General features: G+C 68.7%; 26 protein-coding genes. 8 read left to right on the top strand and 18 right to left on the bottom strand.

Going from position 1 to position 26,266, the window contains the following annotated elements; genetic code table 11:
* Positions 1-60: 60 nt before the first annotated feature.
* From Q9R22_RS03335 to Q9R22_RS03315, 5 genes are all read left to right on the top strand, one after another.
* Positions 61-318, top strand: a complete 258-nt coding sequence (locus tag Q9R22_RS03335; RefSeq protein ID WP_131332390.1) for a hypothetical protein — start codon at positions 61-63, stop codon at positions 316-318.
* Between the two features lie 10 nt (positions 319-328).
* Positions 329-1,279 (top strand): 1,4-dihydroxy-2-naphthoyl-CoA synthase, encoded by a 951-nt coding sequence (locus Q9R22_RS03330; RefSeq protein ID WP_064846661.1) that lies wholly within the window; start codon positions 329-331, stop codon positions 1,277-1,279.
* A gap of 10 nt (positions 1,280-1,289) precedes the next feature.
* Positions 1,290-2,510 carry an AMP-binding protein gene (locus Q9R22_RS03325; protein WP_131332389.1) on the top strand — a complete coding sequence of 407 codons (1,221 nt, stop codon included), beginning with the start codon at positions 1,290-1,292 and terminating at the stop codon, positions 2,508-2,510.
* Positions 2,511-2,605: 95 nt separating this feature from the next.
* A complete protein-coding gene (locus tag Q9R22_RS03320; RefSeq protein ID WP_131332388.1) occupies positions 2,606-3,118 on the top strand; it encodes a 2'-5' RNA ligase family protein in 513 nt (170 codons plus the stop codon).
* Between the two features lie 228 nt (positions 3,119-3,346).
* Positions 3,347-4,231 carry a 1,4-dihydroxy-2-naphthoate polyprenyltransferase gene (locus tag Q9R22_RS03315; protein ID WP_035965116.1) on the top strand — a complete coding sequence of 295 codons (885 nt, stop codon included), beginning with the start codon at positions 3,347-3,349 and terminating at the stop codon, positions 4,229-4,231.
* A gap of 93 nt (positions 4,232-4,324) precedes the next feature.
* On the opposite strand, the gene Q9R22_RS03310 is transcribed toward Q9R22_RS03315, so the two are convergent.
* A complete protein-coding gene (locus Q9R22_RS03310; RefSeq protein WP_035965117.1) occupies positions 4,325-4,603 on the bottom strand; it encodes a DUF4229 domain-containing protein in 279 nt (92 codons plus the stop codon).
* Between the two features lie 242 nt (positions 4,604-4,845).
* Here Q9R22_RS03310 and Q9R22_RS03305 point away from each other — a divergent pair, with 242 nt between their 5' ends.
* Entirely contained in the window at positions 4,846-5,427 is a 582-nt protein-coding gene (locus tag Q9R22_RS03305) for a PLDc N-terminal domain-containing protein (RefSeq protein WP_131332387.1), read from the top strand.
* A gap of 103 nt (positions 5,428-5,530) precedes the next feature.
* On the opposite strand, the gene ccsB is transcribed toward Q9R22_RS03305, so the two are convergent.
* From ccsB to Q9R22_RS03250, 11 genes are all read right to left on the bottom strand, one after another.
* Positions 5,531-6,685 (bottom strand): c-type cytochrome biogenesis protein CcsB, encoded by a 1,155-nt coding sequence (gene ccsB / locus Q9R22_RS03300; protein WP_242670590.1) that lies wholly within the window; start codon positions 6,683-6,685, stop codon positions 5,531-5,533.
* A 4-nt stretch (positions 6,686-6,689) separates the two neighbouring features.
* On the bottom strand, positions 6,690-8,363 hold the full coding sequence (locus Q9R22_RS03295; protein WP_206398598.1) for a cytochrome c biogenesis protein ResB: 1,674 nt from the start codon (positions 8,361-8,363) through the stop codon (positions 6,690-6,692).
* Positions 8,360-9,118 (bottom strand): cytochrome c biogenesis CcdA family protein, encoded by a 759-nt coding sequence (locus Q9R22_RS03290; RefSeq protein ID WP_085106234.1) that lies wholly within the window; start codon positions 9,116-9,118, stop codon positions 8,360-8,362. Before Q9R22_RS03290 ends, Q9R22_RS03295 begins: the two co-directional genes overlap by 4 nt.
* On the bottom strand, positions 9,115-9,753 hold the full coding sequence (locus Q9R22_RS03285; protein ID WP_179861282.1) for a TlpA disulfide reductase family protein: 639 nt from the start codon (positions 9,751-9,753) through the stop codon (positions 9,115-9,117). Before Q9R22_RS03285 ends, Q9R22_RS03290 begins: the two co-directional genes overlap by 4 nt.
* A 41-nt stretch (positions 9,754-9,794) precedes the next feature.
* Positions 9,795-10,466 (bottom strand): histidine phosphatase family protein, encoded by a 672-nt coding sequence (locus Q9R22_RS03280; RefSeq protein ID WP_131332385.1) that lies wholly within the window; start codon positions 10,464-10,466, stop codon positions 9,795-9,797.
* Positions 10,467-10,549: 83 nt separating this feature from the next.
* Positions 10,550-11,014 (bottom strand): glutaredoxin family protein, encoded by a 465-nt coding sequence (locus Q9R22_RS03275; protein ID WP_131332384.1) that lies wholly within the window; start codon positions 11,012-11,014, stop codon positions 10,550-10,552.
* A gap of 84 nt (positions 11,015-11,098) precedes the next feature.
* The gene (locus Q9R22_RS03270; protein ID WP_005504750.1) at positions 11,099-11,197 is read right to left on the bottom strand and encodes a 30S ribosomal protein bS22; all 99 of its coding nucleotides are present in this window, start codon (positions 11,195-11,197) and stop codon (positions 11,099-11,101) included.
* Positions 11,198-11,348: 151 nt separating this feature from the next.
* Entirely contained in the window at positions 11,349-12,191 is an 843-nt protein-coding gene (locus tag Q9R22_RS03265; RefSeq protein ID WP_131332383.1) for a FadR/GntR family transcriptional regulator, read from the bottom strand.
* Between the two features lie 87 nt (positions 12,192-12,278).
* Positions 12,279-13,619, bottom strand: a complete 1,341-nt coding sequence (gene gdhA / locus Q9R22_RS03260) for an NADP-specific glutamate dehydrogenase (protein WP_131332382.1) — start codon at positions 13,617-13,619, stop codon at positions 12,279-12,281.
* Positions 13,620-13,656: 37 nt separating this feature from the next.
* Positions 13,657-14,703, bottom strand: coding sequence for a metalloregulator ArsR/SmtB family transcription factor (locus tag Q9R22_RS03255; RefSeq protein ID WP_311254049.1), 1,047 nt, complete (start codon positions 14,701-14,703; stop codon positions 13,657-13,659).
* 87 nt (positions 14,704-14,790) lie between these two features.
* Positions 14,791-16,002, bottom strand: a complete 1,212-nt coding sequence (locus Q9R22_RS03250; protein ID WP_239319118.1) for an acetoin utilization protein AcuC — start codon at positions 16,000-16,002, stop codon at positions 14,791-14,793.
* Positions 16,003-16,149: 147 nt separating this feature from the next.
* Here Q9R22_RS03250 and Q9R22_RS03245 point away from each other — a divergent pair, with 147 nt between their 5' ends.
* Both Q9R22_RS03245 and Q9R22_RS03240 read left to right on the top strand, forming a co-directional pair.
* Positions 16,150-17,595, top strand: a complete 1,446-nt coding sequence (locus Q9R22_RS03245) for a TrkH family potassium uptake protein (RefSeq protein ID WP_064846651.1) — start codon at positions 16,150-16,152, stop codon at positions 17,593-17,595.
* The gene (locus tag Q9R22_RS03240; protein ID WP_035965130.1) at positions 17,588-18,256 is read left to right on the top strand and encodes a TrkA family potassium uptake protein; all 669 of its coding nucleotides are present in this window, start codon (positions 17,588-17,590) and stop codon (positions 18,254-18,256) included. The genes Q9R22_RS03245 and Q9R22_RS03240 overlap by 8 nt, the downstream gene beginning before the upstream one ends.
* A gap of 129 nt (positions 18,257-18,385) precedes the next feature.
* Here the strand turns inward: Q9R22_RS03240 and Q9R22_RS03235 are convergent, their stop codons facing one another.
* From Q9R22_RS03235 to Q9R22_RS03210, 6 genes are all read right to left on the bottom strand, one after another.
* On the bottom strand, positions 18,386-19,483 hold the full coding sequence (locus Q9R22_RS03235; RefSeq protein WP_131332381.1) for a YbdK family carboxylate-amine ligase: 1,098 nt from the start codon (positions 19,481-19,483) through the stop codon (positions 18,386-18,388).
* A 48-nt stretch (positions 19,484-19,531) separates the two neighbouring features.
* On the bottom strand, positions 19,532-20,371 hold the full coding sequence (proC, locus tag Q9R22_RS03230) for a pyrroline-5-carboxylate reductase (RefSeq protein ID WP_131332380.1): 840 nt from the start codon (positions 20,369-20,371) through the stop codon (positions 19,532-19,534).
* A gap of 500 nt (positions 20,372-20,871) precedes the next feature.
* Positions 20,872-21,675 (bottom strand): sugar phosphate isomerase/epimerase, encoded by an 804-nt coding sequence (locus Q9R22_RS03225; protein ID WP_131332379.1) that lies wholly within the window; start codon positions 21,673-21,675, stop codon positions 20,872-20,874.
* Entirely contained in the window at positions 21,672-22,652 is a 981-nt protein-coding gene (locus Q9R22_RS03220) for a Ppx/GppA family phosphatase (protein ID WP_131332378.1), read from the bottom strand. Before Q9R22_RS03220 ends, Q9R22_RS03225 begins: the two co-directional genes overlap by 4 nt.
* Positions 22,653-22,772: 120 nt before the next feature.
* Complete coding sequence (topA, locus tag Q9R22_RS03215; RefSeq protein WP_131332377.1) at positions 22,773-25,676, bottom strand: type I DNA topoisomerase; 2,904 nt, start codon at positions 25,674-25,676, stop codon at positions 22,773-22,775.
* Between the two features lie 158 nt (positions 25,677-25,834).
* Entirely contained in the window at positions 25,835-26,260 is a 426-nt protein-coding gene (locus Q9R22_RS03210) for a pyridoxamine 5'-phosphate oxidase family protein (protein ID WP_085106222.1), read from the bottom strand.
* Positions 26,261-26,266: the final 6 nt, after the last annotated feature.

The raw sequence follows: 26,266 nt of genomic DNA, 5'->3' as shown, positions 1-26,266 counted from the left end.
GTATGGCCGAGCCCTCGGACGCGGTTGTTAGGGTGGGCAGCCCCCGACGGAGAGGTGGGCATGGACTCGACCGCGAAACGTGGCCGCGCACTGGGCATCGGCGCGATCGTCGCCGGTGTCATCCTGTTGGTGGTGACAGCGGTGACGGGAATGCTCACCTTCACGTTCCTCACCTTGACGTTCGTGGCCGTGGTCGTCGGCGCGTGCGCGGTCGCGATGGCGGGCCGCTCGAACGGCCACGACCGAGCAGCGTCGGCGGGCACAGCGACGTCAACGGGCCCGACGCCGAGCGGGACGGCGCCCCGGCCACCTGCCTAGAGTGGTACCCATGACCAACGCGCAGCTTCCCGAGCAGGTATCCGAGATCTTCGACCCGCAGCAGTGGCGTCCGGTGCAGGGCTTCGAGGACCTGCAGGACATCACCTACCACCGCGGGGTGGAACGGGACGGGGACGTGGTCAGGGATCTGCCGTGGGTGCGGATCGCGTTCGACCGGCCCGAGGTGCGCAACGCATTCCGTCCCGGGACCGTGGACGAGCTGTACCGCAGCCTGGATCACGCCCGGATGTCCTCGGACGTTGGCGCCGTGATCCTCACGGGCAACGGCCCCTCCGCCAAGGACGGCGGGTGGGCGTTCTGCTCGGGCGGCGATCAGCGCATCCGCGGCCGGGACGGCTACCACTACGCCGAGGGTGAGACCGCGGACTCCATCGACCCGGCCCGCGCCGGACGCCTGCATATCCTGGAGGTCCAGCGCCTGATCCGCACGATGCCCAAAGTCGTGATCGCCGCGGTCTCCGGTTGGGCCGCTGGCGGCGGCCACTCGCTGCACGTGGTGTGCGACCTCACTATCGCGTCGAGCGAGCACGGCAAGTTCAAGCAGACGGACGCGACCGTGGGTTCGTTCGACGCCGGCTACGGTTCCGCCTTGCTGGCTCGCCAGGTGGGCCAGAAGTTCGCACGAGAGATCTTCTTCCTCGCAGATGAATATTCCGCCGAGGACATGCACCGGATGGGCGCGGTCAACCGGGTGGTCCCGCACGCGGACCTCGAGACGACGAGCGTCGAGTGGGCTCGCAAGATCACCGCTCAGTCCCCGCAGGCCGTGCGGATGCTCAAGTACGCGTTCAATCTCCCGGACGACGGCATGGTGGGCCAGCAGGTCTTCGCGGGCGAGGCCACCCGCATGGGCTACATGACCGACGAGGCCGTCGAGGGCCGGGACGCCTTCCTCCAAAAGCGCGACCCCGACTGGTCCGCGTTCCCCTACTACTTCTGAGCATCACGGCATGTCGGATTATCCGAATGATCCCGCGTTGCCGGGTGAGCCCGTGCCGGCACCCGAGGCGCGGGCGCTGCCGAGCGACGTCGTCACCCTGGACGGGCCCGTCCCCGAGGACCCACTCGAGCTCGTACCGCGCCTGACCGCAGCCCTGTCCCGACCGGGCCCTGCGGTGGTCGTGGCGACGTCCGGCTCCACCGGGCGCCCCAAGAAGACCGTGCTGAGCACGCAAGCTCTCACGGCCTCCGGTCGCGCCACCGAGCGTGCCACGGCAGGCCCCGGTCAATGGTTGCTGTGCCTACCGGCGCACTACGTTGCGGGCATCCAGGTGCTGGCGCGCTCGGTGCTTGCGGGCACGCGCCCGGTCGCGATGCCCACCGAGCATTTCACCCCCGCCGCGTTCGCGGACGCCGCGCAGCGGCTCACCCATCCGGTGCGCTACGTCTCGGTAGTGCCTACGCAGCTGCAGCGCATTCTGGACCCGCGCGACGGCGCACCCGACCCGCGCGCCGTCGCCGCCCTCGCCCGCTTCGATGCCGTCCTCGTGGGCGGCTCCGCGCTGTACCCCGACCTCGCCGCGCGCGCCGCGGACGAGGGCGTGCACGTGGTGCGCACGTACGGGATGTCGGAGACGTGCGGGGGCTGCGTGTACGACGACGCCGCGCTCGACGCCGTCACCGCCGGGATCGTCCCCGACGGTGCACCATCCAGCGCCGTACCCGACCCGAACGAGCGCCGGGAGGGCCGGATCTGGCTGGGCGGGACGGCCGTGGCCGACGGCTACCTGGACGATCCCGCCCAGACCGCGGACCACTTCCGTGTGATCGGCGGCGTGCGCTGGTACCGCACGGACGACCTCGGTGTGCTGCGGGAGGACGGGACGCTCAGGGTGCTGGGCCGCACGGACGACGTCATCAACACCGGCGGTGTGAAGGTCTCCGCGGGACTGGTCGCGGCCGAACTGCAGCGTGATGAGCGGGTCCGCCAGGCACTCGTGCTCGCGGTGCCGCACCCGGAGTGGGGGCAGGCGGTCGCGGCGTTGATCGCGCTGCGGGAGGGCTCGGACCTCAATGCCGTGGAGCGTGAACTGTCCTCGGCGATCCGGGACGGGCTCGGAGCCCCCGCGGTGCCCAAGCTGTGGCGTCACGTGGCGCAACTGCCCATGCTGGCCACGGGGAAACCCGACCGCCGTTCCGCCGAAGCGTTGTTCGCGAGCCCCGATGTATAGCGCGCCGGCGTTCCACGGGGCCGGGGTGTGGCTGCCGACCGCGACAGGCCGGGCGGTCCTGCGCGACGACCCCACGGACGGGACGAGGTGACATCATGCCCGCGCACTCCCTCGACCTGGTGCTCTCCCCCGCCTCAGATGATCTGATCCGCTCGCGGTGGGCGGCACTGCACGGGGCCGGTCTACCGAGCCTCGCCACGCATCGCGGTGCGTCCAACGCCCCGCACATCACCGCGCTGTCCGCGCCCTGGATGCCCGAACACGTCCTGGCCCGAGCACGGGAGATGTTCTCCGCATTGTTGCCGTGTTCCGTGGACATCCCTGGGTTGCTCGTTGTGGGGCACGGGCCGTTCGTGCTCGCGGAGTCGGTGATTGTGCCACCCGGGGTCACGGAGGCCGTCCGCGAGCTGGAACGGATCGCGGCGGAGTCCCGACCCCCGGCGCGCCCGTGGGTTCCGCACCTGACCCTGGGTAAGCGACTCACCGCGTCTCAGGTGGGTAGGGCCTTGGAAGTACTCGCAGACGTGCCCGCACCGCGCGCGGTCGAGATCGCGGGCCTGCGACGGTGGGATCCCGACCAGCGCGTCACCGCCATGGTGGTGGGCTGAACCGGACCGGGCGGCTTACCGCGCTCGCGCCGTCGTCATCCCTTGGGCTCGGCGAGACCGCGCATGCCTGACGCACTCAGGCGCCCCAGCGCCCGACCGGAATCCGCGACCGCCTCCACGGCCGGGCCGCTGGGACCGCCTGGGCTCATCGTGTCCCCGGAACGTGTGCACATGCACAGCGCGTGAAACAATGACACGAACCCGTCCCCGTTCTCGAAAGGTTGCACCGTGGCCACACCAGCTCAGTGGGTCGAGGGAGCACGTCTGCGTACGCTTCCCATGGCCGCGGCCCCCGTGATCGCCGGCACCGCCGCCGCCCAGTGGATGGCTGCCGCACGGTTGGGCCCCGCGGTCCTCGCGCTGCTGGTCGCGCTGTTCCTGCAGATCGGGGTGAACTACGCCAACGACTACTCTGACGGCGTGCGCGGGACGGACGACGATCGTGTGGGCCCGTTGCGTCTGACCGGCTCCGGTGCGGCATCCCCCCGCGAGGTCAAGACCGCGGCGTTCGTGTGCTTCGGGCTGGCGGCGCTCGCAGGCATCGCGCTCGTGGTGGTCTCCCAGCAGTGGTGGCTCGCCGCGGTGGGTGTCCTGGCGATCCTCGCGGCATGGGGCTACACGGGTGGCAAGAAGCCCTACGGGTACATGGGACTCGGCGATCTCTTCGTGTTCATCTTCTTCGGTCTCGTGGCCACCCTGGGTACCACGATCACCCAGGCCGGGCGGCTCAACCTGGAGTCGTGGGTCCTGGCGATCTCCACCGGGCTGTTCGCGTGCGCGCTGCTCATGGCCAACAATGTCCGGGACATCCCCGGGGACCGCGCCGTGGGCAAGAAGACCCTGGCCGTGCGTCTGGGCGATCCGAAGGCCCGGCTCACGTTCACCACGGAGCTGTTCGTGGGGATGGTCCTGCCGTTGCTGCTCGTGCCCCACAACCCGTGGGTGCTCCTGATTTATGCCGTGACGCCACTGGCCATCGGCGCGGCCGTGACCGTGCTCAGGACCACCGACCGGCGCGAGCTGATCCCCGTGCTCAAGCAGTGCGGTTTCATCAACCTGGGCGTGACCGTGCTCTACGCGATCGCAGTGCTGGTGCACCAGTACCTGGGCTGACACTCCCCGCCGCTTGAATCATGGCGTCGCGCTCCGGGTGTGCGCCATCGCGACCCCTGAAGTGCCCCGGGCCAGAACCCCGCGGGCGGACGCTCAGACGTCCTTGCGAGCCTCGCGGTCCGTGTAGGAGTCCTCGATCTCCTGGTCCTCCAGGGCCACCCGGTTGGTGGGCTTGGGGGTGCGTGAGATCCATCGGTGGAAGTCCTGGCCCGCGGCGTAATGCAGCTTGGGGAAGAAGATGTAGCAGATCGCGAAGGCCGCCACCACGGCCGCGATCCCGGAGAAGACCAACCCCAGCCCCAGGTACATGCACAGCAGGAAGAGCACCACCAGGATGCCCAGGCGCAGCAGGGAATACTTCACGAAGTTCACCCGACCATTCTACGGGCCCGCCCTGGGGGCTTCCCGGGCACCGTGGTTGCCTGCGAGAAGCCCCGATCTGGACAGGACGTTGCCCGTGCGGGGCATCTGCCTCGAACGCCCTCCCCGCTCAAGGCCCCGGCCCTGGTCAGGGCGCCTTCCTGCCCGGGCCCGATCCGGACGGAACGCGCGCCCCCACCCGCCGCGCTGACCCGAAGAGGAACTGCCCAGTCCACTCCCCTAGGATGATTCGCATGGGCAGAGCGATCCTGATCATCGGAGCAGGCGCCCTCGCTGTGGGCGTCATCATTTACGCGCTCATCGAGTGCGCGCAGTCGGACAAGTACGCCGTGCGGGCCATTCCCAAGTGGGGTTGGCTGTTGGTGATCCTGCTGTTGCCGGTGGTCGGGGCGGTGCTGTGGCTCTTCTTCGGCCGCCCCCGCAAGGACGACGCCGCTCGCGAACCCCAGCGCGGCCGCGGCCCGGATGACGACCCCCAGTTCCTGCGCAACCTCGAGGAGCGGCGCAAGCAACAGGAACGCGCTCGCAAGCTCCAGGAATGGGAGAACGAACTCAAGCGCACCGGTCGCGCCCCGGGAGAACGCCCCGACGCCGAAGAACCGGTGTTGGATCCCTCCGACCCGCGCCTCGCTGCTCCCTCCCCCGACCATCCGGCGGGTGATGTCCGCGCGGACGACCCGGACGACGTCGCCCCCCGCAGCGGCTCCCACTCGGAAGACTCAGACGCTCCCCGGGACGATCCCGACGCGGACGGCCTAGACCCCGACGATCCGCACGGCGACGACTCGCGTCCCGGTGGTTCCACTCCCCGCTAACGAGCCCGAGATACCCACTGAACATGATGTGAGCCCCGCCCCATGAGGGACGGGGCTCACCTGTTTCGCGAACTCATGTCACGGGCTCATGCCCGCGGAGGACTCACAGGCCCGAGTACGAGTGCAGGCCCGGGAACAGCGTGTTGACCACCGCGAAGTTGAACACCACGCACAGGTAGCCCGCGATCGACAGCCACGCGGAACGATTGCCGTTCCAGCCGCGAGTCACGCGCGCGTGCATATAGGCGGCGTAGACGGTCCACACCACGAAGGTCCAGACCTCCTTGGTGTCCCAGCCCCAGAACCGACCCCAGGCCTGATCCGCCCAGATGGCACCGGCGGCCAGGGTGAAGGTCCAGAACACGAATCCCACGGAGTTGAGCCGGAACGAGAAGTTCTCGAGGGTCACGGACGTGGGCACGGCCCGCAGGAAGCCCAGACGGGCGTCCTCGCCGGTGGCCAGCTTCTCCTCGCGGCGGGACTGCAGCAACTGCAGCACGGCCATCGCGAACGTGATGGTGAAGATCCCGGAGGCCGCGACCGCGATGGACACGTGGATGATGAGCCAGTAGGACTGCAGTGCGGGCTGCAAGGGGGACACGGGGGTCGGGAACGCGATCGTGGCCAGACACAGCATGATGAGCACGAGGCCGGAGACCATGGGTCCCACGAAGCGCAGGTCCTTGAAGAACAGCGTCACGAGGTACACACCGGCCACCACCAGGGCGCCCGTGGTGCAGAACTCGTACATGTTGGCCCACGGCACACGGTCCGCGGCGACACCGCGGGAGACCACCGCGAACGCGTGCAACAGGAACGCGATGACCATGAGGGTCACGGCCACGCGGGCAGCCGGGCGGCGGCTGTTGTGCTGGTAGTCCAGCGCCTCGAACTCGTTCACGCCTTTGGCGCCGTCCGCCGAGGTCCGGAACTCATCCGCGACGGACTCACCGGTCCCCGTGCCGTCGCCGGACGCACCCCCGGCGGAAGAGCGAGTGAACGCGGAACGCGACACCGTGGAACCGACCGTGGCGGAACCCGCCGCCCGGGCCCCGGAATGCGCGGCCGTGGCGCCCACGAGTTCCCTGGCCTCGCCCTCGGCGGTGTCACGCCGGGCACGTTCAGTCAGGCCGAGGGTCTTGGAGTGGGAGGCCATGTCCCACACGAAGGCCACGAACACCACCAGGTAGGTCATGGCGGCCAGGAGCATGAACCATTCGCTCCAGTTGCCCAAGGTCACGTTGATGTTGCTACCCATTAGTTCACGCCTTCGAATTCAGGTGGAACTCCCGCACGCCGCGGTCCTCCCACAATGACGTCCACAGAGCTGTCAGTTTTTCCGCTTCCGCGCCCAAGCGGTGGTCCTCGCCACGCGCCAACAGTCCGTACTCCAGAACAGTACACCGCACCCCGTTGGCGTCCTCCGTGGTGGTGGCCCGCACCCACGCCCTCCGGCGCGCGATGAACAGGCTCATGATGAGCCCGATGAACGCGAGCACGAAGAAGATGAACGCGGGGATCCGCCCGGGGTCGCTGTTCACGTCCAGACCCACGTAGCGCTTCACGTCCAGGAACTCCACGCTGCCCTTGCCGTTGGGCAACTGCACCTCGCGGTGTTGACCGTCCAGCAGGATCGGGCCGTTGGCCGAAGTCATGGAGTTCAGTTCCGTGAGGTTCTCGGTGTTGAGCACGTACACGTTCTGCGGTTGCCCGCTGTCCAGGCCCAGGTCCCCGTAGAACGAGGACAGGATCAGCGCGGGGTTGTTCAGCGCGGGGTCCGCGGAGCGCGGGATCTCCCCCGGCTCCGAGACGGCCGTGGGCAACAACAACCCCACGAACCCGAGCTGATCGGGGCGGGCGTCCGGGACCTTGAGGGTCAGCGAGGACGTGTACACGGAGTCCGAGGGGACCGTGACCACGGGGCCCTCGTAGGCCACGTTGCCTTCCCCATCCGTCACGCGGATCACGGGCGCGTAACCGTTGCCTACCAGGTACACCTTGGTGCCGTTGACGTTGAGGGGCTTGTTGACCGCGAGGTTCACGTCCTGGGGTGTGGCCCCGGGTTCGTCCGTGACGGTCAGGTCCGCGTTGAAGTCGGTGGGCTGACCGTAGTTCCGGGGATCGGAGGTGTCCCGGTTGAACGTGGCCTGGAAGTTGTTGAGCCGCACCGAGAAGGGGTTGAGCCAGTCCGGGTCGAAATTGGTCCCCGGGTTGAAGGAGTCGTAGTCCACGAGGGTGTTCACGAAGGACTCCCCCTCCACGATGATCTTCTGCCCCTTGTACCCGAACAGGGCACCGATCGCCACGGAGACCAGCACGCCCAGCAGCGCTACGTGGAAGAGGATGTTGCCCACTTCCTTGAGCATCCCGCGCTCGGCCGCGACCGACGGCGCCGCGGAGCCCAGGTCCTGTGTCTGCACCCGGTAGCCGCGCTTCTTCAGGGCGGCGGCGGCCTGCTCGACGGCGTCGTCCGGGGAAGGTGCGGCAGCGCCGTCGCGCCCGCCCAGCATGACCTTGCGGTACTGCGGCAACCGGGAGATCCGGCGCGGGGTGCGCGGCGGCTTGGAACGCCACGCCTTGAAGTGCTGGACGGCGCGCGGGAGCACGCAGCCCACGAGCGAGATGAACAGCAGGAGGTAGATCGCGGAGAACCAGTAGGAGGAGAAGACGTCGAACAGCTGCAGGCGGTCCAGCCACGGACCCATGGTGGGGTTCGCCTCGATGTAGCTGGTCACCGCGTCCGGGTCCTGGACCCGCTGGGGGAACAGGGATCCCGGGACCGCGGCGATCGCGAGCAACAACAACAGCACGAGGGCCGTGGACATCTTGGTCAGTTGCCGCCAGGCCCACCGGGCCATGCCGAGGGGACCCAGTGAGGGGACCTCCACGTCGGAACGCTGCGCCTTCTTCGGGCGTGGCGTGCGCGTCTCGGTCATATCGGCATCACCCAATCGGTTACGAATTCGGACTGGACCCACGAGACCAGTGCGGACCACACGCCCGTGGCCATGGCGGCCCCGATGAGCACGAGCACGGCACCGCCCACGCGCTGCAGCGTGAGACGGTGCCTGCGGAAGAAGGACATGGCCCCCATGCCCCGGCGCAACGCCAGGGCGATCAGCACGAACGGGACGCCCAGTCCCAGGCAGTAGGCGGTGGTGAGCACCACGGCCTTGCCGGTGGACGCGCCGTCCACGTAGACGAGCGCCTGCACCGCGGCGAAGGTCGGGCCGATGCACGGGGCCCATCCCAAACCGAAGGCCATCCCCAGGAGGGGCGCACCCCACAGCCCCGGGGGCGGGCGGCGCTCGATCTTGCGGTCACGCTGGAACCACGAGAAACCACCCATGAAGACCACGCCCATGAGCATCACCAGGATCCCGAGCACCACCATGATCCACTGCTGGCCCAACAACCACGCGAACGCGCCGAGCTGCGCGAGCACCACGGACATCAGCACGAACACCGCGGAGAACCCCAGGACGAACAGCACCACGCCCGTGAGGATCCGCCCGCGCCGTTGTTCCCGCAGGTCCACCCCGGTGAGCCCGGTGATGTAGCCCAGGTACCCGGGCACTAGTGGCAGGACGCACGGTGAGGCGAAGGAGACGAATCCCGCGAGCAGCGCCACGGGCAGCGCGGCAATCAGTGAACCGTCGAGGACGACCTCGGCGAAGGGATTGCCGTTCATGCGGACTCAGCCACCGTGTCCTTGATCAGGGCGTCCAGGGTGGATTTGTCCGCTTTGCCCAGCACGCGGGCGGCCACGCGACCCTGCTCGTCCAGAACGAGGGTCGTGGGGACGGCCTGCGGCGGGATGTAGTCGCTCAGTGCGAGCAGCACGGCCCCGTTGAGATCGGACGCGGAGGGGTAGTCCACCCCGTAGTTGCGTTCGAACGCCTCCGCGGTGGGCTGCTGGTCGCGCAGGTTCACGCCCAGGAACTGCGCGCGGTCCTGGTACTCGTGGTGCAGGGCCACGAGGTCCGGGGCCTCCGCGCGGCACGGCGCGCACCCTGCGTACCAGAAGTTCACGACGGCGGGCTTGCCGCGCAGGCTCTCGGCGCTCACGGTGCTGCCGTCGAACATCTCGGCCTCGAACTGCACGGGCTCCCCGCGCTGCTCCGGCGCGTACTCGCTCACGGAACCGTCACCGGCCACGTAGCCCTTCTCGCCGCCGGCGTTGGCCTGCTGGGCGAGGCTGTCGTTGCCCGAGGACGAGCACCCCGCGAGCGCGAGCCCCAGACACACCACCACGGCGACCGCTCCCGTGCGCACTCGGGCACGGGCAGGCAGGGAACGGGCGGATGAACAACGCGGAGAAGTCACGGGGAGAACTCCTGGGAAGAGGTCGTGGGGTGAGAGATCAATTATGAGCCGGGAAGCTGATTGACGCCTGGATAGAGGTGGGCGGCGGGTTCCCGGTAGGAGACCTCCGGGACCTGCGCGGCGTCCACGTCCTCGAACGTTAAGGACGTCAGGGACGCGAGGTTGCACTCACGCTGCCGCGGGTCGTGCGGCAACGGACGGCCCTGCGCGGACAACCGCGTGAGCCAGATCGGCAACTGGTGGGACACGGCCACGGCCTGGGCGCCGTCGCCACCGCGGCGCACCGCGTCCCGGGCGAGTTCCCGCACGGCCTGTGCCATGCGCTCGACCTGCGCCTTGTAGGGCTCACCCCACGAGGGCCGCAAGGGGTTGAGCATGTAGGGCCAGTGCTTGGGCTTGGCGAGCTCACGACCGGTCACGTGCAGACCCTGGAAGTGGTTGGCCGGTTCGATCAACCGCTCGTCCGTGCGCACCTCGAGCCCCAACTCGCGGGCCACGGGTGCGGCAGTCTCCCGCGTGCGGGTCAGCGGCGAGCACGCCAGCAGAACGATCCGATCGCCATCCTGGACCCGCCGGGCCAGGTCCGCCGCGGCGGCCTCGGCCATCCGAGCGCCCTTCTCGGACAGGTGGTAGTCCGGGAGCCGCCCGTAGACCACGTGCGCGGGGTTGTGGACCTCGCCGTGGCGCAGGAGGTGAACGGTTGCTGAAGGCATGCCCCCAGTGTCTCAAACCCCGCTGTCAGCCCCCAATCGGCCCCGTCGGCACGGAACTGACCCCGTCAGGACAGCACTGCGCGTCAGGACAGCACGGCGCGCAACCGGGCGGCGTCGATGCGCAACCGGTCCCACGGGGCTCCGTCCACGAAGACCACGGGGACGTACTCGGCGTAGTCGCGCAGCAGCTGCGGATCGCCCGTGATGTCCCGCTCGCGGTACTCGCTGCCCGTCTGCTCGCACACCCCGGTCACGACCTCGCGCGCGTCCTCGCACAGATGGCATCCCGGTTTGGTCAGCAGCGTCACTGTGTGCGCCGGGCGCGGGCGGGTCCAGTCCGCGCCGGAGAGCAGGGGCGTACGACGTCGCTCGCGCCCGTCCTGCCGCCCCGCGGCACCGGCGCCCGCGCCGGTTCCACGCGCCGTCGTCGTTGCGGGAGCCGTCGTCCCGCGCGTCGTCGCCGCTGCGGGTTCCGCCTGCACGGCGGGGCCCGGTTCGGCCGGACGGGCGGGATCGAGACGGTCGGGGCTCACGGGCTGCTGCGTCATGCGGCCCATGCTACGCACGCGGACACTGCGCACACGATGAAGGCCCCGTTCCCATAGCGGGAACGGGGCCTATCACGGGCGCGCTTACTTCTTGTTACGGCGCTGGTGACGAGTCTTGCGAAGCAGCTTGCGGTGCTTCTTCTTGGACATGCGCTTGCGGCGCTTCTTGATGACCGAACCCATAGGATCCCTCACAGTTCTCTGGACAGTGGTATTTGCTGGGGGCCGCGGGTGAACACCGCCCCGCCCCTGCTAACGCGGGGGCAACATACGTTTAACGGCAAACTACTGGCCTACCTTACCGTGCGACCCCGCCGGGCCCGAAAACGGGCGCTCAGGCGCTCGCGCGGCGATCGGCGTCGAGTTCCTCGTCCTGCTCTGGCCGCCCGTCCTGCTCCGCGACGGAACGCCCCCGCGGCGTGGCCGTGCGCTTGTCCCGGGACGACGCCACACGGTCCAGCGAGCGTGGTTCCGCGACCGAGGCGCGGGAGTCGTCCGGGTTCACGCCGGCTTCCTCGTACTGGTAGGTGATGTGTTCGGCCACGAGGCGGGCGGCCAGGTTGTAGTCCCCCGCTTCGAGGGCGCCCACGATGGCCCGGTGCTCGGCGCGGATGCGGCTGGACGTGGTGCTCCACAGCGGCACATGACCCACGAGTGCCAGGGTGTACTCGTAGATCGAGTCCCGCAGGGCGGTGAACAATGCCGCGTTCACCGCGTTGCCGCCCGCCTTGACCAGCGCGATGTGGAAGCTCACGTAGAGGTGGTGGAACTGCTTGAGCCCCAGGTCCTCGTCCATCTGCGCCATGATCGCGTGCAGTTCCTCGCGCGGGATGCTGTGCTTCTCGGCGTTCTCTAGGGCCGAGGTCTCGAGCATCACGCGAGTCTGGACGATGTCACGCAACGGGTGCTGCGACGTCGCTATGTGCAACTGCAGTGCGGGACCCGCGGACGCGGCCGGTTCGCGCACCAGGATGGGGAGAATGCTGCGGTGCGGGCCCTCGAAGAGTTTGACGATGCCCTGGGCCTCCAGGATCTTGAGGGTCTCACGCATGGAGTTGCGGGACACCCGGAAGATCGCGGCCAGGTCCTTGTCGGTGGGCAGTCGTTGACCCAGCACCAGGTTTGCGTCGAACAGCTCGTTCTCGAGCCATTGCAGAACCTCTCGATGCGTTGCCATATATCCCACCCTAAACGTCGTACGGCGCCCGACCGCCGTATGGCACGGTCGGGCGCCCGGCGCGCCGCTCTCCGGACGCGGCCGTGCTCAGATGACGCCCTGGGCCACCATGGCCCGGGCGACCTTGAGGAACCCCGCGATGTTCGCACCGGCCACGTAGTTGCCCGGCATCCCGAACTCCTCGGCGGTCTCCGCGCAGCGATCGTGGATCCCGCGCATGATCTCCCGCAGGCGTTGCTGCGTGTAGTCGAAGCTCCACGAGTCGCGGGACGCGTTCTGCTGCATCTCGAGCGCGGACGTGGCCACACCGCCGGCGTTGGCGGCCTTACCCGGCGCGAACAGCACGTCCGATTCCTGGAACCGGTGCACGGCCTCGGTGGTGCACGGCATGTTGGCACCCTCGGCGACGGCCACGATCCCGTTCTCGAGCAGGGTCTTGGCCTGACGGCCGTTGAGCTCGTTCTGCGTGGCACACGGCAGCGCGACCGTGCCGGGGACGTCCCACACCGAACCGTCGGAGATGAATCGGGCGCTCGAGCCGCGCCGTTCGGCGTACTCGCTGATCCGGGCCCGCTCAACCTCCTTGACCTGCTTGAGCAGCTCCAGGTCGATGCCGTTGCTGTCCACCACGTAACCGCTCGAGTCCGACGCCGTGAGCGCCTTGGCGCCGAGCGACTGGGCCCGCTCGATCGCGTAGATCGCCACGTTGCCCGAACCGGAGACGATCACGTCCCGGCCCTCGAGGTCCAACCCGCGGGTCTTGAGCATCTCCTCCGCGAACATCACCGCACCGTAGCCCGTGGCCTCGGTGCGCACGAGCGAACCGCCCCAGGACAGGCCCTTGCCCGTGAGCACACCGGACTCGTAGCGGTTGGTGATGCGCTTGTACTGACCGAAGAGGTACCCGATCTCACGCCCGCCCACGCCGATGTCACCGGCGGGGACGTCCGTATACTCACCGATGTGGCGGTACAGCTCGGTCATGAAGGACTGGCAGAACCGCATGATCTCCGCGTCACTGCGCCCGGACGGGTCGAAGTCCGATCCACCCTTGCCGCCGCCGATGGGCATGCCGGTCAGCGCATTCTTGAAGATCTGCTCGAAACCCAGGAACTTCACGATGCCCAGGTACACCGACGGGTGGAACCGCAAGCCACCCTTGTAAGGACCCAGCGCGGAGTTGAACTCCACCCGGAACCCGCGGTTGATATGCACCTGGCCATGGTCGTCCATCCACGGCACACGGAAAATGATCTGACGTTCGGGTTCGCAGATACGCTCCACGATCGCGGAGTCCAACAGATCCGGATGGCGAGCCACCACGGGACCCAACGACTCGAAGACCTCGTCCACGGCCTGGTGGAACTCGGACTCACCCGGGTTGCGCGCCGTGACGATCTGCCGGATGGGGATCAGTTTCTCGTGCATGTCTCTCCTGCCCTCTTGAAAGGTCTGCGGCTCCCACTCAACCGCGGCGTGAACCGCGGTTGCGGCGCCGGAAACCCGTCAGAGTGGACAGCAGACCGCTCTGACGGCGATGCGCGGCCCCGCGAGGTCGGATGAGCTCCGCGATCTCGGGCGAGTTCGTCTCCGGGGAGACAGCGCGGGGCTCTGCATCGTGGGGCTCGGCATCATGCGCGGCACGGGGCTGCGCAGCGGGCTCGGTGTGGGCACCATCGTCCACAGTATCCCCTGTGACCTGGGCCTCCCGTTCGTCGGCCAGGCCCTCCGGATCAGCGGAATTGATAGCTTCTTCGGTGACCCCCGAGCTGAACTGCACGACTTTCTCGGACCCCTGGGATGATTCGTCGAAAAACTCGGCTTCTACGGGCGTCTCTGCTTCGCCAGAATTTTCTTCCGGACGGGGATCATCGACCGGGGATCCCGGGGCGACCGTGGGAGCGAGGATGTCCAGGACCTCGGGATCGTCCGAGGTGTTGGTGGCCTCCGCGGCCTCCGCCGTGACGTCGGTGACCTCCGCCGTGAACCACGGCAGGGACCGCTGGGGTTCGCGCACAGGTTCCTGGGCGGCGTCGACGTCAGCGGCCTCGGCGCGTACGGGCTCCGGGCGCGGGGCGTCCTCGGGCGACGGTGCGGCGTCATGGTCGGTCGACTCGGCGGAGGCGTCCGTGGTCAGCTGCGCAGCGTCGTCGACGGCCAGCTGCACAGCGACGTCGTTCGCCATGGCGGGCTCATCGGACTCGGCCGGGGCGGACTCGTGCGTATCCGTCACGGGAGTGTCCGCCTCGTTCGCGGCGGCGACCAGCTCGTTCACCCAGTCGAGCACGGCCACGAAGGGCTCGGCGGTGAGGTTGTAGAAGCGCTTCTGTCCCTGGGCGCGCGTGGTGACCATCCCGGCGTCGCGCAGGACCTTGAGGTGCTTGGACACCGTGGGCTGGGAGACCTCGAGCGCGGTGACCAGCTCGCCCACCGGCCGGGGCCCGCCGCGCAGGGCCGTGAGGATGCGGCGTCGGGTGGGGTCGGACAAGGCGGAATATGCGTCGTGGGACATGGGATTCACCTTAGACGGGCTGCCCACCCCGACCCAATCAGACCTTCCCGTCACGGGTCGGTCCCGCCAGCGTCAGCCCTGCCAGGGTCAGTCGTACCAGGGGTCCAGTCCCCACTGGGGAAAGACCTCCTTGCGCGTGGCCATGATGCTGCGGTCGGTCTCGTCACTGGGGTCGTAGCCGATCTCCCACGAACGCCACCAGATGTCGACGTCGTCGCCCATGCGCTCGGGCGGGCGCCCGCCGTACTTTTCGGCCATGTAGCTGCGCCACGCCTGCGGGACCGGCGTGTTCACGTCCACGGGGTATCCCGAGGCGACCCCCACGAGGTGCGCCCACGAGCGGGGAACGGCGTCGTGGCAGTCGTACCCGCCGCCACCCGTGGCGATCCACCGGCCCTCACATAATTCCGCCGCGAGCTCGGACACCGCCAACGCGATCTGACGCTGCCCGTCCACGCTCATGCGTAAATGGGTCAGTTCGTCCTGGAAGTGGGAGTCGCAGCCGTGCTGGGAGACGATCACCTCGGGACGGAACTCGCGCGCGATCGGGGGGACCACGGCGTCGTACGCTCGAAGCCACTGGGAGTCGTCCGCGCGCGTGGGCATGGCCACGTTGACCGCGGTGCCGGCCGCCGCCCCGGAGCCGATCTCGTTGGCGAAGCCCGTGCCCGGGAACAGGGACAGGCCCGTCTCGTGCAGGGACACGGTCATGACGCGGGGCTCGTCGTAGAAAATCGACTGGGTGCCGTCCCCGTGGTGGCCGTCCACGTCCACGTAGAGCACGCGCTGCACTCCGTTGTTCAAGAGGTGCTGGATGGCCACGGCACAGTCGTTGTACACGCAGAAACCTGAGGCCTTGTCCGCCGCGGCATGGTGCATGCCACCGCCGAAGTTCACGGCGTGGACCACGGAACCGCTCAGCAGGTCCACGGCACCCTGGTAGCTGCCGCCCACCAGGCGCGCACTCGATTCGTGGATGCCCTCGTAGCCGGGAGTGTCCTCGGTGCCCAAACCGCATTCGGGGATCTGCCGCGTGGGGTCCTCCGAGACGGCGCGCACGGACTGCACGTAGGTCTTGGTGTGCACGAGTTCCAGGACGGAGTCGTCCGGGACCTCGGGGACGGTGACCCGCACGTTGGGCGCGGTGTCCAGGCCCAGGTTCTGCACCAACCGCATGGTCGCGTCCAGGCGGGTGGGGCTCATGGGGTGGTAGTCCCCGAAGTCGTACTGGAGCAACCGGGGATCCCAGTAGACACTGGTGGGGTAGACGGCATCCTTGCCCGTTGTCGCGGAGCTCACACCTCCATTAGAACACTCACGCGCGTGCGGCGGTCGCTGCAGCGCACTGTGACGGGGGATACTGGGGGTCGTTGCGCCGATCCACCCCCGCGGGACCGTAGGATTCCGCGTGACCCGACCGTCCATCGGATCCCGCGAGGAGGTGCCGTGAGCGAGCTCGAACAACCCAACGCCGTCGAGGAGCCTGCATCCCCCGCGCCCTCCGGTGAACCGCTGACCACACGCACGGCCCGAGGCATCCGGGACTTCGTGGACCAGATCGCGAGTTCCTCGCCCGCGCGGCTCGCGGTGATCGTGTTCGTGATCGTGGACCTGGGCTTCGCGGCCCTGTTGTGGCTGCCCTTGTCCGCCAATCCCGGTCAGGAGACCCGGTTCGTGGACGCCGTGTTCACCGCGACCTCCGCCGTGACCGTGACCGGACTGACCACGGTGTCCACGGCCGCGCAGTGGTCCGTGTTCGGCCAGGTAGTCATCCTGATCGCCATTCAAGTGGGCGGTCTGGGCACCCTGACGCTCACGTCCATCCTGGCGCTGGCCATCGGGCGCAAGCTCGGGCTCAAGTCCAAGCTCATCACTCAGGAGGCCCTCAACATCGGGCGCTTGGGTGAGGTCGGCTCGCTGCTGCAGATCATTGTGATCACCTCCGTGAGCATCGAGGCCGCCCTGGCGCTCGTGCTCTCCGTGGGGTTCCTCGCCGAAGGAGAACCCCTGGGAACGGCCCTGTGGCACGGGGTGTTCTACGCGATCTCGAGCTTCAACAACGCCGGGTTCACGCCCCACACGGACGGGCTCGTGCCCTACGACCACGCCGGGCCCACCGCGTGGCTCATCCTGCTGCCCGTGTGCATCGGGGTGATCGTGGGGTCCCTGGGCTTCCCCGTGATCTTGGTGCTGCGTCAGGTGGGGTTCCGGTTCACCCGGTGGAACCTCAACGCCAAACTCACCGTGGTCACCACCGCCGCACTGTTGCTGCTGGCGTGGGTGCTGTTCACGGCCATCGAGTGGGCCAACCCGGACACCCTGGGCGGACAGTCCGTCCCCGAGCGGATCTTCCAGGGGTTCTTCGCGTCCGTGATGATGCGCTCGGGCGGTTTCAACCTGGTGGACATGACCGACACGTCCCAGGTCACGCTGTTGCTCACGGACGCCATGATGTTCGCCGGCGGCGGTTCCGCGTCCACGGCCGGTGGGATCAAGGTGACCACACTCGCCGTCGTCTTCCTGGCCATCCTTGCGGAGGCCCGCGGCGACCAGTCCGTGATCGCGTTCTTCCGCACCATCCCTGACTCCGTGCTGCGCATCGCGATCTCCGTGATCATGATGGGCGCCTCCGTGGTGCTGCTGGGTTCGAGCATCATGGTCGCCCTGACCCACATGCCCCTGGACCACGTACTGTTCGAGGTCATCTCCGCGTACGCCACATGCGGTCTCAGCACCGGTGTGTCCGCGGGCGCCCCGGACGCCGGGAAGTACGTGCTGTCCGTCATCATGCTCATCGGCCGCATCGGTACCAACACCGTGGCCACGGCCCTGGCCCTGCGCTCGCGGCGCCGGCTCTACACGTACCCGGAAGAGAGGCCCATCATTGGCTAAGAACTCCTCCCACTCCGTCCCCGTCCTGGTGGTGGGCCTCGGGCGCTTCGGCTCTGCCACGGCCCTGCAGCTGATCCAGCAAGGGCGCGAGGTCCTCGGCGTGGAACGCGACGCCGCCCTCGTGCAGAAGATGTCCGGCCAGCTCACCCACGTAGTCGAGGCCGATGCCACGGACATCGACGCCCTGCGCCAGCTCGGCGCCGCCGAGTTCTCCTCCGCCGTGGTGGGTGTGGGCACGTCTATCGAGTCCTCGGTGCTGACCACCGCAAACCTCGTGGACCTGGGGATCGACCGGATCTGGGCCAAGGCCATCTCCCCCGCCCACGGCAAGATCCTCGCGCGCATCGGCGCCCACCACGTGATCTTCCCCGAGGCCGACGCCGGGCGCCGCACCGCCCACCTGGTCTCCGGGCGGCTCCTGGACTACATCGAGTTCGACGACGACTTCGCGATCGTCAAGATGTACCCGCCCCGGGAGACGCAGGGGTTCACGCTGGGCGAGTCCGACATCCGCTCCAAGTACGGCGTGACCGTGGTGGGTGTGAAGTCCCCGGGCGAGGACTTCACCTACGCCCGCCCGGACACCACGGTCAGCTCGCGGGACCTGCTCATCGTGTCCGGGCACGTTGACCTGATCGAACGGTTCGCCGCACGCCCCTGACCCGGTTGCGTCTCGGCGGGCCGTTGTGATCCGGCATCACGGCCCGACGCCCCTCGGTGACCGGCGTGACCGACGCCCGCGAGCGACGTCGTCCCCCGCTACGGCGCACGCGCGTGACGCTACCCCGCGTTACTCAGCATCCGACGGCGCGGCCGTCATGGCCCGCGTGGCGAGCGCCATGATCCCGGGGACGCCGGCGCGGCCGAACGCCCGGAGCTGACGGCTCGCCCCATTACCGCGCTCGAGGATGTGGTGCACCCCCGCCTCGGCGAAGCGACGGTCCTCCTGCGAGGTGTAGTGCCCGCTCACCCGTTCCAGCAGGGTGCTCACGAGTTCCTCGGCTGGGACCAGGGTGGCCGTGACGGGATCCAGGAGCCGACCGCTCAGCCCCCACCGGGCGGACTGCCACAGTGCGATGTCCAGGTACTCCTGGGTGAACGCGACCGCGGGCGGTGTCTCGAGCGCGTAGTTCGCGAGGGCGCGCGTGAGCACCGCGATGGCCACCGAGTCCTGGGCCTCCAACTGGACGTCGCACGCGCGGATCTCCAGGGTGTCGTGGCGGTGGGACAACCGGGCGAGCCAGCTGAGACTCGCGGGGCTCTCCACGGCGTCGAACGCGGTGAGCATGGCCACGCGCGAGTCGTAGTCGTGCAGGTCCTGGAAGTGGGGCGGCACGCCGTTGGTCATCCAGCGGCGATAGTGGATGGAACGCCAGCTCTCGAACCCGGATTCCATGCCCCGCCACACGGGCGAGTTCGCACCGATGGCTACGAGCACGGGCAACCAGCCCCGCAGCCCGTTCAGGGCGCGCACCGCGACCTCCAGGTCCGGGAACCCCAGGTGCACGTGCATCCCGCTGATGTACTGGTCCGCCGCGATGGCCGGGGTCTGGCCGGCAAGTCGCTGGTAGCGGGCGTCGTGGGTGATCTGCGCGGGTTCGGGCCGCACGTCCGGGGCTGCGGCGACGCCCACCACGTCCATGCCCATGGCGTTCGTGGCCTCGCGCAGCGCCGTGCGGAATGTCACGAGCGAGTCCACTGCCGTGGCGGCGTCGCGGAACACCGGGGAGGTCTCCTCGACCTGACACGAGAGCCATTCCGGGGTGGCCGCACCGCCGCCAGCGGTCAGCGACATCAGTTGCGCCGACTGTTCCGGCGTGGGCCGTGCGGGGAGGTTGTCCCCGCGGTCCACCAGCAGGAACTCTTCCTCGATGCCGAACGTGCTCATGGTGCTACCGCCTTGCGTGGTCTCGTGTGGTGGGCCGGGCGGTTCACGTCATTCGCCGCCGTATTCCTCCTCCATGTGGTCACCCTTCGTCGCGGACGCCTCCGCGCCGGCCGCGATGATCTCGCGCAGGCCCTTCTCGTCGAACGTGGTGATCGCCTGCTCCGTGGTGCCGCCCGGGCTGGTGACGGCCTTGCGCAGGGCGGCGGGATCAGCGTCGTCGGGAGCGAGCAGGACGCCCGCGCCGGAGACCGTCTCCTTCGCGAGCACGCGCGCCGTCTCCGGGTCCAGGCCCAGCTGCTCCCCCGCGTGCTGCATGGCCTCGGCCAGGTAGAACACGTACGCGGGGCCCGAGCCGGACACACCCGTGACCGCGCGGATCAGGTTCTCGGGCACCTCCACGACCGTGCCCACGGCGGCCAGCACGTCCTTCACCGCGTCCAGCTGCTCACGGGACACGTGCTCACCCGGGGTCACGGACAGCACGCCACGGCCCACGCTCGACGGCGTATTGGGCATCGAGCGCACTGCCGGCTGCCCCTGCGGCAGGGCCTTCTGCAGGGCGTCCAGCGTGACACCGGCGGCCACCGACACCACCACGGTCCCGGGGTCCAGAGCGGGTGCGATCTCGCGCGCCAGGTCCAGGATCGCGTACGGCTTGACCCCCAGCAGCACGACGTCCGCGCCCTTCACAGCAGTGCGGTTCGCCTCCGCGTCTTCCTCGCCCGCGAACACGGTCACGCCGGTCTCGTCACGCAGCTCCTCCCCCGACGACGCCGATCGGGTCGTCGCGCGCACCGCCCCCTTCTCGGTGCCGCCCGCCAGGACCCCTCGCAGGATCGCACCGTTCATGGAACCGGTTCCCAGGAACGCCAGGGTCAGCTCGCTCATGCCATCAGTCCTTTCACACCCGCCCGGGGGCCCTCTCGTGCTGTCGCCGCGCAGTAGGGCTCACGGGGTGTTGTTGCGGTCACGGAACTCTCCTTGAACGGTATCGCGCGGCGGACGGTCCCCGCGAGCGCGCCGGATGGGACTCCGTGCCGTGGGGGTCGGCGGGGAGCACTCCATACGGGGCAAGGGAAGCACCGCGCCCCGCGGCTGCGAACATTCATGGCCCGAAAAGACACGGATCCCGTGTCCAGGCGGCTGTTCCGGGACTTGTGTGTATCCGCCCCTGGTGACCGGGCGGAGGCGCCAACCTCAGCCCGCTCCCACGCCGGTGCGGCCCGGGACATCCTCGCTGCAGAACGCGCGGATTCGGGGCCGAAACCGTGCGTATCGCAGCGCAGACGTGCGCGCCACCCTGGACGGGTGGCGGTTCAAGGCGGTGTGAGGCGGAAGGGGTGGCGGTAACGGCCCGCCGCGGTGCGCCGGGTCCGGGGTCCGGCGGGCTAGCCCTCCACCGTCATGTGGCGGCGCGCGAAAGACAGGGCTTCGGCGAGCCACTCGTCCCGCTCGTCCGCGTCCTTGGTCTTGCGTGTAGAGACCTCGACCCCCACCACACCCTGCCAGCGCTGATCACGCAGGTACTCGAGGGTCTCGGCGACCGGTTGTACGCCCCGCCCCGGCAGGAGGTGCTCGTCCGCCATGGTCTGACCCGAACCGTCCGTGAGGTGCACGTGGCCCAACCGGGAACCGAGTTCCTTGACGGCCGCGAGCGAATCCATCTTGGCGGTGGCCGCGTGGGAGAAGTCCCACGTGACCCAGTCGTAGTCCTGACCCAGGGGGCTGTAATGCGGCGAGTAGACGACGGCCTCACGCCCGCTCACGCGCCACGGGTACATGTTCTCCACGGAGATCTTGGTGTCGGTCATCCGGGAGACCTCACGCACACCGGCCACGAAGTTGCGCGAGTACTTGCGCTGCCACCGGAACGGTGGGTGGGCCACCACGACTTCCGCGCCCACCTGGTGCGTGAGCTTGGCGGCCATCTGGATCTTGGTCCACGCTTTGCCCCACACCTGTTGCGTGAACAGCAGCGTGGGCGCGTGGATCGTGGAGATGGGTAGCTGGTACTTCTGGATGTTGTCCAGCAGTTGGTGGGTCAGCTGACTCATGCGCTCGTGGGTCACGAGCACTTCCACGCTGTCGTAGCCCAGGCGCTGGGCGGCGTCGAACGTCTCGGGGACACCCTGCGGGTACAGCGAACTCGTGGACAGGGCCACGTGCGGGCGGTAGACGGGTGTGTCGGTCATGAGCTGGTCACCAGGTCCTTGGGATCGACGGTCGAGCTCGTGGAGTCCCGCAGCAGCCGGTCCATGCGCCGCAGGATGAGTCCTTCCCGCAGGGCCCACGGGGAGATCCGCAGCGACTCCACCTTGAGCAGGTCCATGGCGGTCTCCGCGACGATCGCCCCGGCCACCACCTGCGCGGCACGGTGTTCGGAGACACCGGGCAGGTCCGCGCGTTCGGCCACGGTCATGGCCTCCATGCGCCGCGTCCACAAGCGTAGGTCCTCCAGGTGCATGACGCGTTGCACATACGGTCCCTGGCCCGACGGCGCCGCCCCGCAGATCCGCGCGAGCGAGCGGAACGTCTTGGACGTGCCCGCGACCAGATTCGGTTGTCCCCCGGCGGCGATCCGGTCCACGGCGGGACGCAGCGTGGTGCGCACGTACTTGCGCAAGGCCTTGAAGCGGGCCGGGGGTGCGACGTCGTACCCCGCGAGATATGCCCGGTACAGCCGACCCGCACCGAGCGGGACGGACGTGGCGACCGTGGGCAACGCGTTGGTGCCGATCGCCATCTCGAAGGACCCTCCGCCGATGTCGAAATCCAGGACGCGTCCGGCGCCCCACCCGAACCAGCGGCGCACCGCGGAGAACGTTACGGCCGCCTCCTGGTCCCCGGACAGTTCCGTGAGCGTGACCCCGGACGTGGACTGGACGTGGTCCAGCACGGCGTTGCCGTTGGTGGCCTCCCGGATCGCGGAGGTCGCGAACGCGAGCAGGTCCTCCGCGTGGTGCTCCACGGCAAAGTCACGCGCCTCCACCACGAACCCGGTGAGCAGGTCACGGCCCTCGTCCGTGATCCGACCGTCGTCGTCCTGGTAGTCCACGAGCCGTAGCGCCATCTTGTGGGACGCGTACGGTTCCGGCCGCGACCCCGGGTAGACGTCCAGCAGGAGCAGGTGCACCGTGTTGGAGCCGACGTCCAGGACGGAGAGCCGCATGTGAGTTCCTTCGCTCGCTGGGTGGAGGCGTTGGGTGGGGCCGTTGGGCCGGATCGGATCGCGGGGCTTCGGGACGACCGCGGGGACGACGCCGCCGGGATGCCGCCGCACGAACCGGTCCTACTTGCTCGCGGAACGCCCCGCGCCGGCGGTCTTGCGCGTGGTCTTCCTGGCCTCGCCACTCTTGGTAGCCGCACCCTTGGTCGTGGAACGTTTCGCCGTCCCGCTCTTGGCCGTGCCGCTCTTGGCCGAGCTGCGAGAGCGCGACGTCGTCTTGGCGGGCGCCGGGCCCTTCGCCCGCTTCTCGGCGAGCAACTGGGACGCGCGGGCCGCGGTGATCTGCTCGATCGCCTCGGCACGCGGGACCGTCACGTTGGTCTCCCCGTCCGTGATGTACGCGCCGAAGCGGCCTTCCTTAATGACCATGTGCTTCTCGGTCAGGGGATCCGCACCCAGATCCGCGAGCGGGGGCTTGGCGGCCTGGCGACCGCGCTGCTTGGGCTGCGCGTAAATGGTCTTGGCCTCGTCCAGGGTGATCGTGAAGATCTGGTCCTCGGAACCGATCGACCGGGAGTCGGAGCCCTTCTTCAGGTACGGGCCGTAACGCCCGTTCTGCACCGTGATGGTTTCACCGTCGGTGTCCTCACCCAGTACCCGGGGAAGGGACAGCAGCTTGAGGGCGTCGTCCAGGGTGATGTCCTGCAGATTCATGGACGAGAACAGGGATGCCGTGTTGGGCTTGGGCCGCTCGACCTTCTTGGGCTTGGGCTTGCCGTTCTTGTAGTACTCGGTGGGGATCGCGTCCAGTTCCTCCTGCGTGGGCTCCGGGATCACCTCCGTGACGTAGGGACCGTAACGGCCGTCCTTGGCCACGATCATCCGACCGGTGTCCGGGTTCACGCCCAGCTCACGGCCGTCCGCCTTCCCGATCTCCATGAGTTCCCGCGCCTTCTCGGGCGTGAGCTCATCCGGGGCGAGGTCCAGCGGGACGTTCGCGCGCACCGGGTCGGTCAGTTCCCCCGTCTCCGGGTCCACCGTGCCACCGGTCTCGAGGTACGGACCGAACTTGCCCACGCGCAACGTGATCTCGTCCGTGACGGGGATCGAGTTCACGGCGCGGGCGTCGATCTCCCCGAGGTCGTCCACGAGCGGCTTGAGTCCTGGTTCGGAGGCGGTATCACCGAAGTAGAACCCCTCGAGCCACTTGACCCGCTCGGCCTCGCCACGGGCGATCCGGTCCAGGTCCTCCTCAAGCTCCGCCGTGAAGTCGTAGTCCACGTAGTCGGAGAAATGCTCCTCCAACAACCGCACCACGGAGAACGCGAGCCAGGACGGGATCAACGCCGAGCCGCGCACCTGCACGTAACCGCGGTCCATGATCGTGGAGATGGTCGCGGCGTACGTGGAGGGCCGCCCGATCCCCAGTTCATCCAGGGTCTTCACGAGGGAGGCCTCGGTGTAGCGGGCGGGGGGCGTGGTGGTGTGCCCGTCCGCGGTGACCTCGGAGGCGTCCAGGGCGTCACCCTCGGCCATCACGGGCAGCCGCTTGTCCTCGGAGTTCTCGGACTGCTTCGAGTTCTCATGGGCGAGATCCGGGTTCACGTCCCGGCCCTCCTCGTACGCGGCCAGGAACCCCCGGAAGGTGATGACGGTCCCGGAAGCCGAGAACTCGGCGTCGGCCCCGGAATGCTCACCGGCGGCGGAGGTGGCCGTGGCGCCCAGGCGGACGGTCGCGGTGCTGCCCTTGGCGTCCTCCATCTGGGAGGCCACGGTGCGCTTCCAGATCAGCTCGTAGAGCTTGAACTCGTCCACGGACAGCTGCGAGCGCACCTGCGACGGGGTGCGGAAGGTGTCCCCCGCAGGGCGCACGGCCTCGTGGGCCTCCTGCGCGTTCTTGGATTTGGACGCGTACACGCGCTTGGAGGCGGGGACGAACTCCGCGCCGTAGAGCTCCTTGGCCTGCGAGCGCGCGGCGTTGACCGCCTGATCGGACAGCGCGACCGAGTCGGTACGCATGTACGTGATGTAGCCGTTCTCGTACAACCGCTGCGCGACCCGCATGGTGGTGCGCGAGGTGAAACGCAGCTTGCGAGCGGCCTCCTGCTGCAGCGTGGAGGTGGTGAACGGTGCGGCGGGACGGCGCGTGTAGGGCTTGGTCTCGAGCGAACGGACCGAGAACTCGGCGTCCTGCAATCCGGCCGCGAGCGCCGTGGCCACGGTCTCGTCCAGCGCGGCGGGGGCGTTCTGCCCGGAGGCCTTGAGCTCGCCGCGGTCCGTGAAGTCCTTGCCGGTGGCCACGCGGCGGCCGTTCAGGGAGCTCAACCGCGCGGTGAAGGCCCTCCCGGTGTCCTGCCCCTCGGGCCGGGAGAAGGTGCCGGTGAGGTCCCAGTAGTCGGCGGGCACGAACGCGATCCGCTCCCGTTCGCGCTGGACCACCAGGCGGGTGGCCACGGACTGCACGCGCCCGGCGGAGAGCCCCGAGGAGACCTTGCGCCACAGCACCGGGGAGATCTCGTAGCCGTAGAGCCGGTCCAGGATGCGGCGGGTCTCCTGGGCGTCCACGAGGTCCTGGTCGATCTCCCGCAACTGCGCGAACCCGCGCTCGATGGCCTCCCGGGTGATCTCCGGGAACGTCAAGCGGTACACGGGGACCTTGGGCTTGAGCACCTGCAACAGGTGCCACGCGATCGCCTCACCCTCGCGATCACCATCCGTGGCCAGGTACAGGGCGTCCGCGTCCTTGAGCTTGCGCTTGAGCTCCGTGACCTTCTTCTTCTTGTCCGGGTTGACCACGTAGTACGGGTCGAACTCGTGCTCCACGTCCACCGCGAACTTGCCGTACGGGCCCTTCTTCATGTCCGTCGGCAGCTCGGAGGGCTGCGGCAGGTCACGGATGTGGCCCATGGAGGACTCCACTTCATAGGCGTCCCCCAGGTACCCCGCGATCGTCTTCACCTTGGACGGTGACTCCACGATCAGCAGGCTCTTGCCCGTACCGGCGTTCTTGGTGGCCTTGGATGCCAAAGGTGCTCCTCGTCATGACCCGTGGTTGCGGAGCGGGTCTGTGTTCAATGCTGGCCGTTCATGCTGATCGGCCGGTGGGCGTGGGCGACGGCGCTCGATTCCTCCGCGCGCCGCGTTCACTCCGTGCCCGGGACGTCAGCGTACGACACGCTGGATCACTACAGGTCGTGATCCGGTTCCTCGCCCATGGTGAATTCGCGTCCGGTGGCGTCGTCCGGCTCCAGGACCACGTAGTGGAACTTGTAGTTCGGTGCCCATGGGGTCAGCGGCAATTGTTCCGCCGCCTCCACCTCCGCCCGGGTCTCCAACCGGCGCGCCCGGCCGTGGACCACCGCGGATTCAACGTGGGTGCCCTCGACCTTGTCCACCTCGAACGCCACGTGGTTGTTCACCACCAGGCTGGCCAGCTTGGTGCCCTGTGACGTGCGGAAATAGATCTTGCGCTGATTGACCACGTGATTGACCGGGAAGATGTCCACGAGGCCCGCGCCCTGGACGGCAAGGCGGCCGTACGGCATGTCGCCCAACAACTCCCAGACCCGCTGGGAATCCATGACCCGGAAGGGATTCAGGTTCTCGCTCATGGGTTC

The sequence above is a fragment of the Kocuria sp. PD6 genome, assembly GCF_031844145.1.
Lineage (GTDB): Bacteria > Actinomycetota > Actinomycetes > Actinomycetales > Micrococcaceae > Kocuria > Kocuria marina.
This window is presented reverse-complemented; position numbering and strand designations above follow the sequence as displayed.